General features: G+C 43.9%; 13 protein-coding genes and 1 pseudogene. 5 read left to right on the top strand and 9 right to left on the bottom strand.

Features of this window, described 5'->3' with window-relative positions; all coding sequences use genetic code 11:
* Nucleotides 1-27 precede the first annotated feature (27 nt).
* Both CXF95_RS13445 and CXF95_RS13440 read right to left on the bottom strand, forming a co-directional pair.
* Nucleotides 28-1,062, bottom strand: a complete 1,035-nt coding sequence (locus CXF95_RS13445; protein WP_101199156.1) for a general secretion pathway protein GspB — start codon at nt 1,060-1,062, stop codon at nt 28-30.
* Entirely contained in the window at nt 1,055-1,966 is a 912-nt protein-coding gene (locus CXF95_RS13440) for an ExeA family protein (protein WP_101199155.1), read from the bottom strand. Before CXF95_RS13440 ends, CXF95_RS13445 begins: the two co-directional genes overlap by 8 nt.
* Nucleotides 1,967-2,383: 417 nt before the next feature.
* Here CXF95_RS13440 and CXF95_RS13435 point away from each other — a divergent pair, with 417 nt between their 5' ends.
* Genes CXF95_RS13435 through CXF95_RS13425 form a run of 3 tightly spaced genes read left to right on the top strand, consistent with a single transcriptional unit; the run spans nt 2,384 to nt 6,520 of the window.
* Entirely contained in the window at nt 2,384-3,613 is a 1,230-nt protein-coding gene (locus CXF95_RS13435) for a multifunctional CCA addition/repair protein (protein WP_101199154.1), read from the top strand.
* Between the two features lie 26 nt (nt 3,614-3,639).
* Nucleotides 3,640-4,296: a dUTP diphosphatase gene (locus CXF95_RS13430; protein ID WP_101199153.1), complete on the top strand. Its 657-nt coding sequence runs from the start codon at nt 3,640-3,642 to the stop codon at nt 4,294-4,296.
* A gap of 58 nt (nt 4,297-4,354) precedes the next feature.
* The gene (locus CXF95_RS13425; protein WP_232787837.1) at nt 4,355-6,520 is read left to right on the top strand and encodes a S9 family peptidase; all 2,166 of its coding nucleotides are present in this window, start codon (nt 4,355-4,357) and stop codon (nt 6,518-6,520) included.
* Nucleotides 6,521-7,032: 512 nt separating this feature from the next.
* Here the strand turns inward: CXF95_RS13425 and CXF95_RS13420 are convergent.
* From CXF95_RS13420 to CXF95_RS30640, 5 genes are all read right to left on the bottom strand, one after another.
* A complete protein-coding gene (locus tag CXF95_RS13420) occupies nt 7,033-8,421 on the bottom strand; it encodes a hypothetical protein (protein ID WP_101199152.1) in 1,389 nt (462 codons plus the stop codon).
* 701 nt (nt 8,422-9,122) lie between these two features.
* Nucleotides 9,123-9,416, bottom strand: a complete 294-nt coding sequence (locus tag CXF95_RS13410; protein ID WP_198556583.1) for a type II toxin-antitoxin system RelE/ParE family toxin — start codon at nt 9,414-9,416, stop codon at nt 9,123-9,125.
* A gap of 4 nt (nt 9,417-9,420) precedes the next feature.
* Entirely contained in the window at nt 9,421-9,660 is a 240-nt protein-coding gene (locus CXF95_RS13405; RefSeq protein ID WP_101199151.1) for a type II toxin-antitoxin system ParD family antitoxin, read from the bottom strand.
* A gap of 848 nt (nt 9,661-10,508) precedes the next feature.
* Entirely contained in the window at nt 10,509-10,985 is a 477-nt protein-coding gene (locus tag CXF95_RS30645) for an FG-GAP repeat protein (RefSeq protein ID WP_232787836.1), read from the bottom strand.
* 12 nt (nt 10,986-10,997) lie between these two features.
* Nucleotides 10,998-11,732 (bottom strand): FG-GAP repeat protein, encoded by a 735-nt coding sequence (locus tag CXF95_RS30640; protein WP_232787835.1) that lies wholly within the window; start codon nt 11,730-11,732, stop codon nt 10,998-11,000.
* Between the two features lie 340 nt (nt 11,733-12,072).
* On the opposite strand from CXF95_RS30640, the gene CXF95_RS13395 reads away from it, so the two are divergent.
* Nucleotides 12,073-13,395 carry an IS1634 family transposase gene (locus CXF95_RS13395; RefSeq protein ID WP_101199150.1) on the top strand — a complete coding sequence of 441 codons (1,323 nt, stop codon included), beginning with the start codon at nt 12,073-12,075 and terminating at the stop codon, nt 13,393-13,395.
* A 95-nt stretch (nt 13,396-13,490) separates the two neighbouring features.
* On the opposite strand, the gene ltrA is transcribed toward CXF95_RS13395, so the two are convergent.
* Nucleotides 13,491-14,732 (bottom strand): group II intron reverse transcriptase/maturase, encoded by a 1,242-nt coding sequence (ltrA, locus tag CXF95_RS13390; RefSeq protein ID WP_232787834.1) that lies wholly within the window; start codon nt 14,730-14,732, stop codon nt 13,491-13,493.
* 247 nt (nt 14,733-14,979) lie between these two features.
* The gene (locus CXF95_RS13385) at nt 14,980-15,162 is read right to left on the bottom strand and encodes a hypothetical protein (RefSeq protein WP_101199148.1); all 183 of its coding nucleotides are present in this window, start codon (nt 15,160-15,162) and stop codon (nt 14,980-14,982) included.
* A 318-nt stretch (nt 15,163-15,480) separates the two neighbouring features.
* On the opposite strand from CXF95_RS13385, the pseudogene CXF95_RS13375 reads away from it, so the two are divergent.
* A pseudogene (locus tag CXF95_RS13375) lies at nt 15,481-15,768 on the top strand (IS1634 family transposase); the annotation flags it as partial.
* Nucleotides 15,769-16,081: the final 313 nt, after the last annotated feature.

Genomic DNA, 16,081 nt, shown 5'->3' with positions numbered 1-16,081 from the left:
TCATGATCATACCCGAGCGAAGGTTATCTACCAATCCGTCAGAGCCGCCATAGAAAAGGTTTGTCCAGAGTAATTTAAGATAACGTGCTGAGGTTCTATACGGACAATTTCAATCATGCCATCAATTTTATCGCCTTCAACCATTCGAGTGCCATTGACTCTAACCCACCTTTCAGATTCGATAGAGGCATACATATGAGCCGAAAAAGCCATACTAGGTAATCGATTCATCACCCATGCCGGTAACTGATCAATTCTTGGTACGTCATTTTTGCTAGATATACTTGGCACAGGCGGCGGGGTAACTGGCGAATCTGCCACTTCGGTGATGGCTTTTCTAAACTTCGCTAGCACTTCAGCAGAAATTTGCGGCTCTGGATCTGGCTCAGGTGCTGGACTCATGGTTGCTACAACGTCACTTGGCTCAGACTTTTTTGCAATATCATCTGTCCCAGCGACCTGTTGCGCAGCTGGATTTATAATGACGTCAGTGTTGGCATCTCGAAGGTTATCAACCTTAACTGATGGTTCAATTTTATTATCCAGTTGCTCAGTCGCAGGGGCAACGGCCGTTGGAACGGCTATAGAAACTATCCTTACTGGCTTATCAGTCTGGAGGCTCCATAAGGTCAATATTTCCTGATAATTAGCCAAGGTCCAGCCTAAGCTCAAACCACCTAGAGCAATAAACGCCGCTAACAAGTAACGTTTAGTATAAAACTGCCAAGCCGATGGAATATCTTGTACAGAAGGTAAATACAAACTGCGATGAAATTGATCTGACAAACCATCATCGATGCGGGTATGGGTGACTTTATTGCTTTCCAGCATTCTGCGAGTCGCCGATTTTTTAATCTGTGGCGCTTCTACTTTTGCGTCTACTTCAACGGTTTGGTCTGGATCAATTTCCACTTGTTGGATACCCATTTCAATCAAGCCTTGCACCATATTTTGGCTAGTGACCAGCCCTGCCTTCTTGATTTTGACATGCCCGTTTTGCGCAGTGATCCGCACAATCACCATGCCTGGCTGTAATTCTTGAATATTTATTTGTCTAAACATTGAACTGGCCTATGACAAAGCCAAGGGCGGCCGCTGCTAAAAATACTCCTAACAGGGTATAAGTCCAGCGTTTGCCTTGTCGCTGTTTCACCACATCTTCCCCTAAAATCTGCTGCGCTGCGGCAATAAAAACATGTTGCGGTACAACGGGCATTTGTTTAGTAAAGGTTAAGGTTAAGGCTCTATCACACAACAAGTTGATCACTCTTGGAATACCACCCGTAATATCAAATGCAGCTCGAATAGTGGCTTTAGAAAACACACTGATATCACCATTAGCCACGCCTAACCTATGGCCAATATACGCACCCACTTCGGAAGAGCTTAAAGGCAAAAGATGATAACGGGCGGTAATCCGCTGGGCTAATTGACGCAACTCATTACGTTTTAACAATTGCTGTAATTCTGGTTGGCCAATCAACACCACCTTCAGCAACTTTTCACGGTTAGTTTCTAGATTTGTCAGTAATCTAAGTTGCTCTAATACTTCAGGCAATAAATGCTGCGCTTCATCAACAATCAACACAGTGTTCACACCAAACTCATGATTATTAGCTAATTTATCGAGAATTTGGTCGGTAAAATATTTAAGGCTGGCATGTTTACGTTTGTATTCAATGCCCAGCTCATTACAAATGGTGCCCAGCAGCTCTAATGCAGATAAAGTAGGATTCAAAATCATCGCAACTTGGGTATTTTCGGGCAATTGCTGCATCAACTTGCGGGACACTGTCGTTTTGCCGGTACCAACCTCACCGGTTAACATCACAAACCCGCCACTTTCACGTAAGCCAAAGGTCAAGTGAGCCAAAGCCTCTTTATGACGAGGGCTCATATACAAATAGTCAGGATTGGGGGCAATAGAAAACGGATTATCGGATAATCCAAAATAGCTGAGATACATAAGTTAGGCAGACAATCCGTGAAAAAGATACAGCATTAATATAAGGTCTAAACTAACCAGTTAGCTAGATATTGTCAAAGAGACAGTTGCTATTTTAGAGTGATTTTAAGCTTAAGCGGCTTCTTCATAGACTAGGTCTGAGGCATAATAGCTTCAACCTAGAAACCGCAGTTGACCGCTAGAAGTGATATTTAACATTTTTACCTATCTGAAAATAAACGTTATTTTATGTCTCACCTCAAAGGTGCAGACGCTACAGACATTGAGGCTGGTTAAAAACCGCTGGCTCTACGTTATAAATTTTATAAGTGGAACAACCACTTATTGCAATTCATGCCTTGATCCAACGATGTTTTCCTGCGCCTCAACGCCTGTCCAACCACGGATTCTAGGTTCAATGAAACATTCTAAGATTTTATGCAAACTTATTTAGTGGGTGGCGCCGTGCGCGACAAGTTGCTTGGCCGCCCTATAAAAGACCGCGATTGGGTGGTGGTAGGCAGCACCCCAAAACAAATGTTAGCCCAAGGTTATCAAGCTGTTGGCGCTGACTTTCCGGTATTCTTGCACCCCAATACCAAAGAAGAATATGCCCTTGCTCGCATTGAACGCAAAATAGGCGCAGGTTATACCGGTTTTATCTGCGATGCCTCTAGTGAGGTCAGCCTAGAAGAAGATTTATTACGCCGAGATCTGACCATCAATGCCATGGCCATGGATGATCAAGGTAATATCATCGACCCTTACCACGGCCAACAAGATTTAGAGAACAGATTACTGCGCCATGTGTCTGATGCTTTTGTTGAGGACCCCTTGCGCGTTTTACGAGTAGCCAGATTTGCTGCCCGTTATTACGACTTGGGATTTCGCATTGCACCTGAAACACTGACATTAATGCAAACAATAGTCGCCAATGGGGAACTCACCGCCCTTAGCGCCGAACGTGTGTGGCAAGAATCCGCACGCAGCTTGTTAGAAACTCATCCTGAAGTGTATTTTGAAAACCTTAGAGCTTGCAAAGCACTAGCCGTATGGTTCCCTGAGTTAGATGTGCTTTGGGGCATTCCCAATCCGCCAAAATGGCACCCTGAAATAGATACCGGCATTCATACTATGATGGTGTTGCAACAGGCTGTTAAGCTATCAGATAAACTAACGGTGCGTTTTGCAGCCCTAGTACATGACTTAGGTAAAGGGCTCACCTCCTCTGAAAAATGGCCATCACACCCAGGCCATGAAAAGCTAGGACTAGAGGCAATCAACACCCTTTGCGACCGCCTAAAAGCGCCTAACGACTGCCGCGAACTCGGTTTAATGGTCAGCGAATTCCACACCCATGTGCATAATGCCTTCGAACTGAAACACAGTACTATATTGGGCATGTTGAATCGCTGTGACGTATGGCGCAAACCGCAAAGGTTTGCCGATTGTTTGCTCACCTGTAAAGCAGATGCCAGAGGTAGAACGACCTTTGAAGAAAGTGAATACAAAAACGCCGAGTATATATGGCAGGCTTATGAAGCGGCGGCAAAAGTCGATATCAAAGCCATAGTTGCCAAAGGTTACCAAGGTAAAGCCATTAAAGAACAAACCGAACAACAACGCATTGGCGTTATTCAAACATTTAAACGTTTTTATAAGACATAACAAAAAAATAAAGGACAACCATCACTATGCTCAGCTCAAACCAACTCGCGACTATGTTATCTCTGCAAGACGCCATGAATAAAAAGGTTAACCCTGATTGGCTCGACGCCGGTTACGCTTATTTACGGGCCGCCATGATAGAGTCAATAGAAGGCATAGAACACCACGGCTGGAAATGGTGGAAAGCCCAGCACAAGGATCTACCGCAGCTACAAATGGAACTGGTGGATATATGGCACTTTGCGTTATCAGACATCATCATTGGTTTTACTGGCGACATTCAAAAATCTGCCAACACCATCGCCGAGCAACTCGCATCCAACCGCAGCCAAGTCACTTTTGATGGCAAGGACTATGTCTTCACAGAACAAGATATTCTAAATAATTTAGAGTTAATGGCCGGCTTATGCGCCGCCAAACGTTTCGATGTACCTTTATTTTTAAAGATAGTCGAACAAGCAGAAATGGACTCAGACGAGTTGTATCGCCAATACGTTGGCAAAAACGTATTGAATTTTTTCCGTCAAGACCATGGTTATAAAGAAGGCACATACCATAAAATTTGGAACGGCCGTGAGGATAATGAACATTTAGTGGATGTATTAAACAGTCTTGATATTGGTCTAAGTGACTATAGTGATAAAGTTTACGCTGGCTTAAAACTCAGGTATCCGACTGAATAATAAATCGTGATATTTCGTGCTCTATGAACTAAAAACACAATTTGATAAGGAGAATGTCATGCGTATTATACACCCCAAGCAGTTCTGTGGATTACTCAACCCTGCGATGGCCCAAAGGTTTACAAATTTAAGTCTGTTACAGGCAATAACTTGGTTGATGATATCTATCGGCCTAGTTACAACCCCTGCATTGGCGGCACAAAACAATAAAAAGCCTTCAAAACAATTTACTGCTGAGCGTGTATTCGATATGGAATACGCGAATGATCCGCAAATTTCTCCCGATGGCAAAACCATTGTATACGTGCGCCAAAGCATGGATAAAATGACCGACCAAGACGCTGGCAAGTTATGGATTTTAGACATAAAATCAGCCACAAATCGGCCATTAATAGCCGACAAAAACGCATCATCCCCGCGCTGGTCTCCCGATGGAAAAAGTCTAGTATTTACCAGTTCTCATGAGGGTAAACCCGAGTTACGACGAGTGTTTATCGATTCAGGTATGAGTTTTTCACTGGCCCAATTACATAAAGGCGCCTCTGGAGTAGTCTGGTCAGCAAATGGAAAACAGCTAGCCTTTAGTATGTTTGTCGAAGCGGATAAACCTTCTTTTGCCACCCCCCTTACGCCCCCTAAAGATGCCAAGTGGAACAAAGCTTTCAATGTAATAGACGATATGACTTTTCGCTTTGATGGGGCAGGCTATTTACAAGACGGTGCCAGCCAAATATTTACCCTGCCAGTAGGTGGTGGCACTCCAAGACAGGTTACATTTGAAGAGGCGGGCCTCTCAAGTCCGCAGTGGCTCGACAATAACCAACTATTGCTTACCGGTAACTTAGCTGAAGATAGAGATCTCGATCCTATCGAAAGTGAAATTTACCAATTAGATTTATCCGACCTAAAGCTATCGGCGTTAACCACAAGAGATGGGCCAGACCATTCCCCTATTGTTTCACCCGATGGTAAAACCATTGCTTTTCGAGGCTACGACGATAAGACACTGTCGTATCAGCAAGATGACCTGTATTTAATCGATGCTGATGGCTCTAACGTGAGGCCTTTGGCAGAAAAATTTGCAGGTAGCATAGGCCAAACAATCTGGGCCCCTGATGCTAAAAGTCTGTTGGTGTTATCTGAAGATCATGGTGTATTAAGCCTATTTAACATCAGTCTACGAGGCAAAATATCTAAGGTAGTCACGAATATTGGCGGGACATCCATTGGCCGACCTTACGCCGACGGCAGTTTTTCTGTGAGCAATGATAAAAAACCACTAATCGCTTTTACCGCGGGATTTAGTGATCGTCCAGCCGAAGTTGGCTTAGTGAGCCTAAATGGTAAAAACCCAGAGATTTTAACGGCTTTAAATGAAGATGTACTGCCCTATCTAGATATAGCACCTATTGAAGAAATCAAAGTTAAGTCTTCCCACGATGGCCTAGAAATAGAGGCGTGGGTAGCCTTCCCTACAGATTTTAAAGCAGATGGCACCTACCCCATGATTTTAGAAATTCATGGCGGACCTTATGCTATGTATGGACCGTTTTTTGCCAGTGAAATTCAGCGTTATGCAGCCGAAGGTTATGTCACTGTGTGGGTTAACCCAAGGGGTTCTACTGGTTACGGCGAAGAGTTTGCACTGGCCATTGATTTAGCTTATCCCGGATACGATTACGATGACCTAATGACAGTCGTAGACGAAGTGGTAGCCAAAAAATACGCAGATCCTGAGCGTTTATTTGTCACAGGGGGTTCAGGCGGAGGCATTTTAACCGCGTGGATCACCACTAAAACCCAACGTTTCGCAGCCGCCGCGTCAATTAAACCTGTCATCAACTGGATGACGATGGCACTAGCTGCTGATATTGGCCAATATGTACGCAGACATTGGATACGCGCCGATCCTTGGGCTGATCCAGAAGCATTTTTAAAACATTCACCTATACGTTATGTGGATAAAGTTAAAACCCCCACACTGCTTATGGTTGGCGAAGAAGATTACCGCACCCCAGCCTGGGAAGCAGAACAATATTATACTGCGTTGAAAATGCTAAAAGTAGATACTGCATTAATACGCGTACCCAGCGCGCCCCATTATATTGCTTCTCGCCCTAGCCGCTTGATCAGCAAAACCGATAATATTATGGGTTGGTTCGCTAAGTATGATCCTGCTAAGCAGGAAAGCAGTGAAACGGAATCGGAAGACGTTAGTCAGTAACTAATCTAGGGCACAGCTTAATGCGTGCCCTAAGATTGTTTTTAACAATCCTAAAAATAATACAGAAGAATTAAGAGTCCAAGTGAGTATCGAGTTAATTTGAAAGCTCGCTACTCGCCATTGCCATCAGAGATATTCCGTAAAGAACCCATTTAAGGTCATTGCTCAACTAATTTTAAGCTAGGCTATCGGTCAAAATAGACATTTATCTTTCCAAATAAAGCGAGTGGCAAATCAAGTGATCTGATCCTTGATTTTGATTTCTTGATTTATGGAACTATTTAACCTGAACTTGGGTTAAGACGTGCCGCGAAACATAAATTAACTCTAATAAAAACAGTAAATTAGATGTGTGCAGTTGATTTGTTCGGTCATTTAATGCATCCAGTGCTGATATTATTGTGTTTATCAAGGCGAGCTTGTGAAGGAATAGCCAGCTATTGAGAGCAAGTTCAACGAAGATAGGCGCAATAATAGCGTTACTGGACGGTATGGCTTATCACGAGTTCAGGTTATTTAATACCCTGTAGTGGTAATTCGTAGTCAGGCGCAAAGGCAATGGGGATAGCGTAGGTACTGCTGTTTTCGGTGTAACGGTCATCGACTAACTCATCTTCCGTACTGGCACTTGGATTCCATACAACGGATATATCATGAATTCCCGGCGATAGCCCAGTTAACGGGACTATTCCAATTAGACCCCGCATTTGAATGTCCATACGTTCAGCAGTTTTGAAAGTGCTCATAGATACCAATTTGTCTCCTATACTCACTGACCACAAATTTCGGAGGCAATTTACTCGGTCTTCTGAATCCTCAGCATCTGGACACTGTGCGTCTAGCATCATGTTGTCGCGCAGCGGTTGGTAAGGTAGAAATAGTGTGACGAAACTGCCTTTTTGACTGAAACTGTCGATTCGTGGCCATGCCCGCAGGCGATCCTTGGGGCTGATCATATCTTCGTAATAGGTACTGCGAAAGCCGGTCGAAGAGGTCGTTGTATCAAGGTATGTAAACTCACCAGATAGCGAAAAACTTCCCCACGCGAGAAACTGCACGTTGCCAACGACAACTATGCTGGTGACGCCAAAAACTAGCGCCAAATAAAAAACCACCGGACGGATGTTACTTTGCAACGTAAGCTGCACAGGCAAAATCAGACGCTGGGGATAGACGAACCCTGCCAATCGCCCGAGAAGACGGACGAAGCCAACAAAAACTCGACTTTTTTGCAGGCTCGGAAACCGCGCCGCCAATTGCGCGTCCATCAACCACAAGAGAAGCGGTGGTCCGGCAAGTACGGCTAGCAGGAACGCAGTAGCGATGCCAATAGCCGCGTTTGTCAGACCAAATCGAGCGCCAATCTGTACTGCAATCACCAGCGTTATCAGCATAATAATGCCAATCCAAAGCGCACTTAAGGTGATCAGGCTAATAACGGCAAACAGTGATGATGCCAACCGATCTGTACGTTGAATCACAGTGTCCAAGTCAAGAAGTACTTCCTTATAACGTTTCTTGGTAACCGGCCCGATACCGGGTGTCTTGCCCCAATTAATGCCCTCTGGAAACGCTGTACGAAGGCCGATAAGTCCTACCCAGTAAGCACGAGCCATTAGATGCATCACAAAACAGGTGGCTAGGACATAACTTACGCCAGCGATCAATGTGATACTTATGGTTCCGGCGACAACCAAACCGTCTGACAGATGAGTATAAATGTTAGAGAAACTATCGAAAAGCCAACCCGGCAGAGTAAAAAGAGCAAAAATTGTCAGGCTCGAAATGATTAGTTCGAGCTCATCAGTGCGATCACGCAATCGTTGTAGAGCGCTTGATTGCGAGGAGGATACTTGCAAGTCGTCCGCAGTCACGGAAGTTTTGTCATCGTCGGAAATCATGGTTATGTTGCCATCGTTTGAAGCAGTTGTCGGTGTACTAAATCGTAGCATTTATTTGATGGGTTCAACTGGATTCTTTAGAAGCACGGATTTGCCCAGTTGAACATCTCGACAGGCGGACGCCGCGCGGGACGTCGAGATTGTTACGCGGTAACCGAGTGCCGATCATCATGGCGTGTGATTGACTAGCTTAAGGATATCCCAATGATTTAATGACTTCCATGTCATTTTCCCTAAGAATAAGCCATTTTTTGCTGAAACGTTAAAGGCGAGGAAAGCAGTGCTTGAGCCACCAGAGCTGATATCGACGTGGTCTATTATTTTACTTACGGCGAGTGTCCATATAATTGTAATAAGTAATGACTCGACTGGAAGTTTTTTTGTCTATTAATACAACGCTATTGATCAGTGGCCATCATATTAACTGTCGCAAAATAGCGAACATTTCAAATTTTCACTTCGAACTGCAAGTCATCGCTCAACTTTCCACAATTGAGAAGAATTGGTTAATGACCAAACTGCCTGAAAGCTGACTTAATATTTTGTTGATTTTTAACATCGTTGTTCGAGAAGAAAGTATAATATCGGTAACCAATCCCGTGGTTAGTTCAATGGCAAAAAGGGCTAATGGACTAAAATACTCACATGGTAAAAGTACCTGCCGCAATGCTTACGATAACCTTCAATAGTGGCGAAAATTTCTATAAATGTCGTTCTGGCAGCATGGTTTCATGCAATACCCCTAGTACCTCTATAAAGTTCTCTTGAATGAGATAGAAAATTACGTGTTTCTTATATTCGCTGCTGTAATAGCCTTCTTTTATTTCATTACGAGGGCGGCCCATTAAGGGCATATCTGCTAGAGATTCAAAGTGTTTATTGATACCTTGCAAATAGATGTTACGTTGATTTTTACCGTGATGTTTTAGGGTATAACGCCCAATTTCTTTTAGGTCTTCTATGGCCTCTTGGTGTAATTTATATTTTATGGCCACGCTACTAAGTGACTTCGTTATCAAGTTCTTTTATTAGTTCGTCCATAGAAAAATTATCAAGCAACGGGCTTTTTTCGGCAAGTTCGAGTTTTGCGCGCAATATTTCCATTTTCTTTTTATATTGCCGCTGTTCATTCCATACGCGCAGGGCTTCGCGCACTACTTCGCTCGATGAATTGTATAAACCGCTTTCGACTTGACCTTTTACAAGGCTCTCAAGTTCTGGTGTTAATGATACGTGCATGGTCTTACCTCTTGTTTGTGCACTTTGAAAATAACGCTAGTGACAATCATTGTCAATCTTTGATGTTGATACTTTATTAAGAAGGGTGTCCAAGCAAATCATTTTATGCGGTATTGCACAAAAAGTGTCAGGTTGCGGAGTCAGATTGCATGGTCTTGTTAGCCACCTTTACAACGCACTGCATACTCATTTTTATCTCGCCAAGAAGACACATCTTTACAGGGCGTATACTGAGTATAGATTGTTAGCAAATCTTCTGACTTAATGAGATCTAAACAAGCAGCAATCCCAGTAGTACTTCCGGCTCTTGTCTTATATGGATTAACACGACATCTAACACGATTAACAAGACATCCACATTAACTAACAGCAAAGCAATCTAAAACCCACAGTCGGCAAAGCCGATGCTTTTGTCTTATCTTTTGCCGTACCCTCGACTCAAGGCTCGCCGACTATTACTTCAATTTAGTAGAGTGATTTTCAGGGATGCAAATTGAGGCTGAAGCACTTCCTTATATTTAGTCAATCACACCTCCATGATGATCGGAACCCAATCTCGACGTCCTTGTCGAGATATTCAACTGGGCGAAGCCGTGCTTCTAAAGAATCCAGTTTCACCCCTAAAACAAGCATTTTTAAGCTGAAACTTTAAAGGCGGGAAAAGCTGTGGCTGCCACCAGAGTTGATATCGACAAGGTCGATTAATTTACCTTCTTAGGATGAGTGTCCATGTGATTATGTAATTCGCAACACACTCCATATTTGAAGCTAGACATATTTGTTACTGGTGGATACAAAAAGGTGACTGACTAAAGCTGCTTGAACCAGTCAACCTCACAGGACAATTTTTAATCCGGAAAATCTTGAATGTAAGCAGCGCCCGATGCATTACCATTTTCATCGCGATGAGGAGAAGCGATTATCGCAGTATTGTCTGTAAGGGCAACATTCCAACCAAACCTATCTTCTGACGCACCATCACTAGCCACTACTTTCGATGTAAAACGCCATTGACCTAATTGTTTTTTGAACACATACAAAGCTCCTGTATTAATGCCATTGGCATCATGGTGCATGGCACTGATTAGAGCCGTATCTTTGTTTAACGCTACGCCACGAGCGAATCTGTCATCGGCTTTACCATCAGGTGCGACTAATTTTTGTGTTTGCGTCCATTTGTCTTTTCTTCGCTCAAAAATATAGGCAGATCCCGCATCGGCGCCAACGCCTTCTATATCGTCTCTTCTGGCTGATATTAATGCTGTATCGCCAAACAACGCCACTCTCACGCCAAAGATATCAGTGTTAGCGCCATCTTCAGCCATAAGCTTTGCTTGTTAGTTCCATTGTTTGCCGTCAAATAAATAGACATAAACGGCGCCGGCTTTTTCTGCTTTTTCATCATTCAAGTCAGCACCAACTAGAACAGTATCACCATCAATCGCTACACTGATCCCGAACAAGTCACCTGCAGCGCCATCTTTTGCGGTTAGTTTGGCTTGAAACCGCCATGTATTTTTGTCTCGTATGAAAACGTAAGCTGATCCTGAGTCTTTACGTAGTGCATCGCTGTGGGGCGCGCCGATGACAAGAAACTGCTCTGAGAGAGCGATGCTTTGACCAAATGCATCCCCAGGTTTGGCATCTATAGCTGTTAAAATTTGCCTTTGCGACCATGAATTTGCCTCAAGCTCAAAGGTAAACACTGCACCAGCATCATCACCTTTATCGTCTCTTCTACTCACGCCTAACATTGCCATGTGATTTTTCAACGCCACATTACCACCGAGTGTGTCATCAACATGTGCGGGTTCGGCGACTAATTTTGCTTGCTGTTCCCAACCTTCAGAGCCAAGGGAATAAACGTAGGCTGCCCCCGAATCTTGGATGTGTTTGGCATCGGCTTTGTACGCACCGACTAATGCAGTTGTGCCATCTATCGCGACACTAAAGCCAAAATGGTCTTCTGCTTTACCATCATCAGGTAACAACTTTTGCTGCTTGGCATAACTTTGGGAGATCAAAATCAAAGTGGAACAGGCTAAGCATTTTAAAATAGAACTAAGTCTCATGAATACTTCTTTGTCTTTGATAATGGCAAAGTAGCAAGCTATTTGATTCGTAATGGCTTAACAAGAGATAAGCGACGAAATGACAAAAGCCAGAGATAGAAATAAAGCCTGTTTCTACTGCAGATATGGATTTGATTCAAGGTTAACTAAACAGGACATCCGCTTTCAATATTTTTACACCTATTTAGAATTAGTTGGTGTGCAGTCAATTTAACTGTCGTTCCGCACTTAAATTAACCATTAATTTTGGTCAATAAACAGACGATTTAAAGAATAATGAAAAAAAACTTGACGTAGATCTCAGATCTTGATCTATTACTCTCTTTTGAGAGCTAGAATTATGTCCTCACCTTTTACTAAAACATTAGAACACCACGGTCTGGTTGCCGGTTTTTGCAAAGAAATCCGCTTAGCCCAAATTATTGATCAAGCTCTTGGCGTCTCAGACAAGAGAAATATCAGCTTTGGACAGCTCTTTGTCGCCATGATTATCAATGGCCTGGGCTTTACTGGCCGTACCCTGCATATGTACAGCGAATATTTCGAGGACAAACCTCTTGAGCGACTGATTGCACCCGGGATCGAGCCTGAGCATATCAACGATGATGCCCTAGGTCGCTGTCTGGATGCGCTGTATGAAAAAGGCGTTTCAGCCCTTTATCAAACCCTTGGTGAAGCCGTAGTTAAACACCTAGACTTGCCTTGTGACTCTGTTCATCTCGACTCCACGAGTTTCCATTATGACGGCCAAGGTAGGCCAGCAGAGGATGAGTTCAACTGCATCCAGGTCGCCAAAGGCTACTCCAGAGAGCATCGACCTGAGCTCAATCAGGTGATCTTAAATCTTATTTGCGAAAACCAGTCGGGCATTCCGGTATATATGAAGCCGTCCAGCGGCAACACTAATGATATGGAAGGTTTCAAAAAAATTGTTAAGTCTCATATCCAAAGCTTAAAAGCCGCACAAGCGAGCCGCTATCTGGTGGCCGATGCGGCGCTGTATGTCAAAGAAAGTATTGTTCATCTTGATGCAATCAATCAGTTGTTTATTACCCGTGTTCCTCAAACATTGAACGAGGCGAAAAGTTTAATCGCTCAAGCCCATCAACTGGACTTTGTTGATATAAGCGACGGTTATCAAGGCGTGTGGCACGAAACGAGCTATGGTGATGTGGCGCAAAAATGGTTGCTGGTATGCAGTGAGCAAGCCAGAAAACGTGAAGGCCATAATCTGGATAAGCGGATGCTCAAACAGTTTGAACAAGGCCGTAAGTCCTTCAAGAAATTGGGTCAACAGGAGTTTGCATGCCAAGAGGATGCCAAACAAGCTTTAGCGCAGTGGGAAGTCAAACAGCCTTATCTGATGGTCGACAGCCAGATCAACAAGGTGCCTGTTTACGCGGGTGCAGGGCGCCCTTCCCAGGACAAACAGCCTAAACGTGAGTATTATCACATCACAGGGAGCCTCTATACTGGTCTTGCAAAACGACAGGATGCGTTGAAGCAGCTGGGCTTATTTATCATCGCTAGTAATGATTTAGCGGATGATTTAAGCATGGAAAAGATACTCAGTACCTACAAATCCCAGCAGTCCGTAGAAAAAGGCTTTCGATTCTTAAAGAGCCCCGACTTTTTAACCAGTGCTATTTACCTTATCGAGTAGGGTGAGGCTTATGCCTCATCCCTCTCACAGAACCGTACGTACGGGCCTCGTATACGGCTCATGCGTACTATAAAACCACCAAGGGTGATAACAAGTTAGTCATAGAATACCCTATCAATGTGATAAAGCCCTATTTCATCGAACCAGCTATTCTTCATGGCAATAGTCGCCATTGGACAATTCGCATTGCGCCATGACGCCATTTTTATGAAGACACACTTTCCTTTGAAGCCAAGTTGCCTTAGTCGTCTATGAAGACGAGCTGGGCGTTTCCACAACTTCAATTGAATAGCGCGCATGCGTCTTCTTATCCATTTCATCAAGCTCACAAACTCTCGCTTGCAATTGGCTATCTTAAAATAATGTGCGAACCCTCTTAGCACAGGGGTTAACCGTTTAATGATATCTATCAGCGGTTTCCCTGTATTACGCTTAGTGAGCTGCTTCACTCGCTGCTTGAAGTTAACCAGTTTCTTAGGTTGAATTCGGGTATATTGTGTCCCAATTTCGACTCCGAGGAACTTAACACCATCATCACTGTGCGTGATATGGGTTTTGGTCTTATTCACAACAAGTTGTAAATCATCCTCTAAAATAGTCGTGGCAATGTTCAAGGCATGCTCTGCGCCTACTCGGCTGATGCATAACACTAAAATATCATCCGCATAACGCACTATTCGGTGCCCTCTGCGTTTCATTTCTTGGTCGAATGCATCAAGGTAAATGTTCGATAACAACGGACTGATTACCCCGCCTTGCGGACTGCCTTTGATAGTCGGTATCACTTCGTTACCTTCCATCACACCACTGGATAAAAACTGTTGGATTAATTTCAGCACACTGCCATCTGTGACTTTGCACTTAACGCCTTTGAGTATTAACTCATGGGATAAACGGTCAAAGCACTTTGACAAGTCCATATCCACGACCCAACGCCGACCATATTGCCTTATAAACAATGTGGCCTTGTTAATCGCATCATGGCAACTTCGCTTCGGGCGATATCCATAGCTAGATGGATGAAAATCCTTATCGAAGATGGGCTGCAATATCGTTAATAACGCTTGTTGGACGATGCGGTCTCGCACTGTCGGTATCCCAAGCAATCGCATACTGCCATCTTCTTTGGGTATTTCTACCCGACGTACAGGCTGCGCTTGGTAGGTTTTACCTTTCAGTTCGAGCAGTAAAATATGAAGATTGCTCTGCAAGTCAGCTGCAAAATCGCTTAGGCTCTGCCCATCTATTCCGGCCGCACCTTTCGCCCTTGCCACTTGTTTATAAGCCGCTTCTAATGCTTGCGCATGTAACAATCGACCATAAAGACTGTAGAACATTTCCACCCTCACCTTTAACTTGTGGTCGTTGTCTTGGCTTTATCATCATTGTGGCTGACAACTTCACTTGTTTCTCAAACGTGCTAGCCCCTTAATCGGGGCAATCTACTTGAGCGTTAACAAGCTAATCCAATACTCGGCTCTTCACCACAGTCCACTTATTCCTAAGCAACCATTAGCAAGATGTCTGTGCCCGTCGGCACACTTATGAGTCCACAACACTTCAAAAAAAAAGAACAACAGACACTTATAGTACACTTCCCCCCTTCGCAACAGACAACACCTTTTGAGTATTGCCTGCTCTGTTGAACACACTGCCAACAGTCGGTCTGGTTTTATCCTCCACACCATTACTGGCTTTCACAGGCCTGACCTTACTCACTACTACGGGTTCATCTGCCACCTCCCACCAATCTGTACCTTGAATCACTTCTTGGATACAAACTTCCAGTTACACTGGAAATGATGTCAGGCTTCCCCAGTTACTGCACTGGCTCCCTATTAGCTATTCCACCCTCAAACACGTAATGGGTCTGATTGAGTATTGGGCGTTGCGCTATTTTGCACGCTTACCCACCCACCACGCCGAAACAGGTTCGCTTACGCTGTGTATCGCTAACTTCCTATGGCTTCCTTCACACCCCACCGTTAGCCAGTGACGCACTTACCATTCGGATTATCTTCCCCTCAATCGGGGTGATTCAGGTTTCTTTCAACCTGACGGGTTTGCCAGCTTCGCTGGGCAAACAAAAAACCAGAGCGTATTGAAGCACTACTGATGGTGATGACCAGCTGCTTAATGGTTTACGCTTCGTTAGAACATCAAATACGTAAACAGTTAAAAGTCCAAAACCGTTACTTCCCAGACATGAAGAAGAAACCCAGTCAAAACCCCACCGCCCGTTGGGTATTTCAGTGTTTTCAAGGGGTGACCCTCTTGTATATTGAGGGGAAAGAGTTAGTGGTAAACCTAAAAGAACGACAAAAAATAATCATTGATTGTCTGGGCAGTGAATACCAGCATATTTATTATTAAAAGTGGTGCGGAAGATCGGCCTTATATTTAGTCAATCACACCTCCATGATGATCGGAATCCAATCTCGACGTCCTTGTCGAGATATTCAACTGGGCGAAGCCGTGCTTCTAAAGAATCCAGTTTCACCCCTAAAATAAGCCTTTTTTATGCTGAAACTTTAACGGCGGGGAAAGCAGTGGTGGAGCCACTGGAGCTGATATCGACAAGGTCTAATAATTTGCCTTTTTAGGATGGGTGCTGATATTTTGAATAATTCAAGTAACGGCCAAAAGCGGGTTTAGTTGCACAACTGCTTTACGCCCAAAGCGGACT

This window comes from Paraglaciecola sp. MB-3u-78 (assembly GCF_002835935.1).
In the GTDB taxonomy this organism is placed as follows: domain Bacteria; phylum Pseudomonadota; class Gammaproteobacteria; order Enterobacterales; family Alteromonadaceae; genus Paraglaciecola.
This window is presented reverse-complemented; position numbering and strand designations above follow the sequence as displayed.